Source organism: Mycobacterium sp. TH-M82, from assembly GCF_057473605.1.
In genome coordinates this window covers 1-3,700 of the sequence record NZ_JBYCKY010000915.1, presented here as the reverse complement: position 1 = coordinate 3,700, position 3,700 = coordinate 1, and the positions used below count along the sequence as shown (strand labels likewise).

The 3,700-nt window shown below is 63.9% G+C and carries 5 protein-coding genes and 1 pseudogene; 4 read left to right on the top strand and 2 right to left on the bottom strand.

All coding sequences use genetic code 11. The features are described from left to right. Positions 1 to 2: 2 nt before the first annotated feature. Positions 3 to 95 (top strand): annotated as a pseudogene (locus tag AC2VON_RS26775) (LLM class F420-dependent oxidoreductase); the annotation flags it as partial. 19 nt (positions 96 to 114) lie between these two features. Then, positions 115 to 1,698 (top strand): recombinase family protein, encoded by a 1,584-nt coding sequence (locus AC2VON_RS26770; RefSeq protein ID WP_486955478.1) that lies wholly within the window; start codon positions 115 to 117, stop codon positions 1,696 to 1,698. Positions 1,699 to 1,928: 230 nt separating this feature from the next. On the opposite strand, the gene AC2VON_RS26765 is transcribed toward AC2VON_RS26770, so the two are convergent. After that, positions 1,929 to 2,216: a hypothetical protein gene (locus tag AC2VON_RS26765; RefSeq protein ID WP_486955477.1), complete on the bottom strand. Its 288-nt coding sequence runs from the start codon at positions 2,214 to 2,216 to the stop codon at positions 1,929 to 1,931. 350 nt (positions 2,217 to 2,566) lie between these two features. On the opposite strand from AC2VON_RS26765, the gene AC2VON_RS26760 reads away from it, so the two are divergent. Further along, positions 2,567 to 2,752 (top strand): hypothetical protein, encoded by a 186-nt coding sequence (locus tag AC2VON_RS26760; protein ID WP_486955466.1) that lies wholly within the window; start codon positions 2,567 to 2,569, stop codon positions 2,750 to 2,752. Between the two features lie 32 nt (positions 2,753 to 2,784). Beyond that, a complete protein-coding gene (locus tag AC2VON_RS26755; protein ID WP_486955476.1) occupies positions 2,785 to 3,177 on the top strand; it encodes a hypothetical protein in 393 nt (130 codons plus the stop codon). A 62-nt stretch (positions 3,178 to 3,239) separates the two neighbouring features. Here AC2VON_RS26755 and AC2VON_RS26750 read toward each other — a convergent pair. Next, on the bottom strand, positions 3,240 to 3,700 hold a 461-nt coding region (locus AC2VON_RS26750), incomplete at its 5' end, for a hypothetical protein (protein ID WP_486955475.1).

Below are 3,700 nucleotides of genomic sequence, written 5' to 3'. Positions count from 1 at the left end.
GGGTGGACCAGCTCTTCCCCACCGTGATCGCCCAGGCCCGCGAGGCCGAAGCGTCCGGTTTCGACTCGGTTTTCGTGATGGACCACTTCTACCAGCACTGTATACGATGACAGAATGAAAAGCCAACCGCTGCGCTGCCTCGTGGGGTCGCGCGTCTCGGTCATGCAAGGCCCGCAGAAAGTGTCGCACCTCGCGCAACAAGAAGTTGGTGCCAAGTGGGTAGCGGACCACAGCGGCACCGTGGTCCACACCATCGAAGACCTGGGCGTGTCCGCCACCGTCTCACCGTTCGACCGGCCGGACCTCGGCCCGTGGCTGGCCGAAGACAAGCGGTGCGAGTGGGACGCGCTAGTGTTCTCCAAACTCGACCGCTTATTCCGCTCAACCCGCGATTGCGTGAAGTTCGCCGAGTGGGCCGAGCAGCATAAAAAAATGCTGGTGTTCGCGGAGGACGGTTTGACATTGAACTACCGCGCCGACAAAAGCCGGACAACGATAGAGCAGATGATGGCCGAGCTATTCGTCTACCTCGGCTCATTCTTCGCCGAACTGGAACTCAACCGGTTCAAAACACGCGCGTTAGACGGGCAGCGGATGCTGCGTCAAACCGACAGGTGGGCATCTGGCACGCCGCCGTTCGGCTACCGGATTGCCGACCACCCCGGCGGCGCGGGTAAGACCCTACGGCCGGACGATGAACAGCAGGCGGTGCTGCACGAGGCTGCCGAACGGCTGTGCACGGGCGAGACGTTCATAGCCATCACAGAGTGGTTGAACACCCGGTATCCGTCGCGTCGGTGGTATGTGTCGACCGTGGTCGATATTCTCACGTCGCCACGCACGCAAGGCTTTAAGCTGCACCGTGGCGAGGTTGTGTTGGACGGGGCCGGTGAACCTATCCGGGTTGCCCCGCCGATGTTCGATCACGACACATGGAAACAGATACAAGCCGCTGCCAGCTTGCGGAAACTTAAACAGCGGATACCGACCGGTTCGATCAACCCGATGCTCGGCGTCGGCGTTTGCGGCTGCACGGGCTGCCCGGCGTGTGAGTCGTCGGCAAAACTGTATACCGCCACCGGCACCGTGATATGCGGTGCCACGCTATCCCTACAGGTGTCCCGAAGCGCCGGCAGCGAATATCGGTATTACCGGTGCGGCCGATCACCGCGTGTCTGCCGCGGGCAGTCGATACCCGCCGAAGCCGGTGACGAGCTGCTAGAGACGACGTTCCTCGACTACTTCGGGCACGAGCAGGTGACCCGACGGGTATTCGTTCCCGGCGAGGATCACTCGCCGGAATTAGAGCAGGTTCTTGACACGATTGACCGGCTGCGCCGTGAGGCAGACGCCGGGCTTGTCGTTACCGCCGATGACGAGCAGACCTATCACGCCCGGATGCGGCGGCTTATTGCCCGCCGCACCGAATTAGAGAGACTTCCCTCGCGGCCCGCCGGTTGGGTAACAGAGACGACCGGCGAGCTCTACCGGGACGTGTGGCCCGGTCTCACAGACAGCGGGCGGCGTGACCTACTGGTGGATCGCGGAATCAAGTTCGTGGTTCACACCGGCAAGCCGTTGAACACCGGTGTCTATGTAGACCTGGGCAGCCTGCAAGACCCCGCCGGTTTCGAGGCAGACAGGAGAGCACGAGCGGCCGTAGAGCGGGAACGCCATGGTGTCCCAGGACCGGGCTGAGAGTCCGGAGGAAGGCACTTAACACCATCCCCGGTATTGACCCGGGGATGGTGGTTTAACCCGTCAGAATCGATCTCAGGGCCTAGGGCCTGCCTTCAGGAACGCCTCGACAGTCAACCCCGCCGTGCCAGCACGAAACGAGAACTTCCACTTGTAGAAGTCGGACAGCATAAACTTCGGTTGGTTCGGCTTGGCGGCGTCATGCCGCCGCGTCCGACGCTGCGCTTTACTCATTCGGTGGTCTCCTCAAAGTTCATTCTCGACAGCAGTTGGGCGAGCAGCGCACGCTGCACGCGCGCTTCGGCGATCAACGGGCTAATGGCAGGCTGGCCCATGCTGCCCTTAACCAACAGCGGCGCTTCGGCCGCCGCGTCATCAAGTTCGGCGACGATATCGGCCGTTCGGCACGCTTGAAATAGCAATTCCTGCTTGTCTGGGTCGCTTTCAACATCGAAAACAGCGGTTATTTTCCGCCATAACGCCTTGCCGGGTTTCTGCAAACCAGCAGGTGAGCGCACAATTCCTCCTAAGTTACTGACTCCCACAAAAAACGGACGTTTAAGTCGCACGATGCCGACGGGACGCATTACCGCCCGGTCGGGGAGCCGGCACGGGGGGATGCCCCCGTGCCCCCTGGCCTGCACGTATGCCGACACAAGCGCAGCAGCGGGACTGCTGTGCCCCGCTGCCCTGCCCTGCCCTGCCCTGCCCGGCGGGGCAGCGACGCCGCTGCCCTGCCCTGCCCGCCTGCCCTGCCTGCTGCACAGCAGGCTGCTAGGCAGCGAAGCTGCCGCCGCCGGGCGAGGCACCTGCGGTGCCGACGCCAAGCGCCGACTACTGCGGCGGTGTCCTGCGGTACGCTCTGTGTATGACCGACCTTGCTGACCTACGTCTGGCCGCCGACGAGGCGGTCGCCACGCTGTACCAAGAAATCCGCCGGGCCAAGCGTTCCGGCGTGCCGTACTCGCAGCTTGAGCGGGTTACCGGGCTGCCACGCGGGACGCTGCAAAACATCTGCGCGGGCCGATCACCGGGGTTTACGCCGTGGCGTTGACACCGCCGTACACCTGATGTACGGTCTGGGGTATGAACACAAACACCGTTTACCGCGACCGCCACTCCGACCTGTGGTTCTCACTGCCTGACGGGCGGTGGTCCTACCTCGGCAAAGATGGCCTGTCGGCCGAGACGTACGCCGAGCTGCCGACCGAGTACCAGCCATACAGCCCGATCACCGGAGCAGCCGCAGCGCTCCGCGAGTACGCCGGGCTGGTCCGGATGATGAACGTAGGCGACCGGGTTACCGGAGTCTGGTCGGTAGGCGTCGCGGGTACCGTCGTCCGGGCCGACGTCGGTACGGATGGGATGGTGGAAGTCGAGTGGGACTATGACCCGCTGTTGCACGGCTTAGATGGCGTCGATTCGACACCGCAGACCCGCACCGAGTACGAGCAGCGTGCCGACCTGATGGTTCTGTAGCCACTACCATCCGCCCGAACCGCCCCCTTACATGGGGGCGGTTCTGGCGTTTAGGGCAAACGTCACCCGATGGTTGACTCCGGCGGGTGCTGCTCACGGTAGGCGATACCTACAGGGTCGCCCCACATGTCCACGATCTCCGGGCGAGGCGGTTCCTCGCCCGGATCGCAGCGCTTACACACGGCCCGCCAGTCCATCCACGCGCTGAGCTGGACGCCGGCACCCGGATCACCGTCTGACAGCCTCTGGTGCAGCAGGCAGTACCGACGCCCGGCAGGCGCGACCTCGTGACAGTCCGGCCCTTCGCAAACCGAATCGGACACCAACCGTTGAGCACGTGCATCCAGCCGAGCTTTGATCTCGGCGGAGTCCCGCTCCCGCAGAACATGCTCGGGAGCTTCGGCACGAAACCACGTCTCGGGCAGGTTCACCACGCGGGACCGCCGCGTGCCGTCCGGCTCGATGACACGCTTACGCACCCGACCGCCCGGGTAGGTTCCCGACGCCAGCAGGTTGCCCTGCT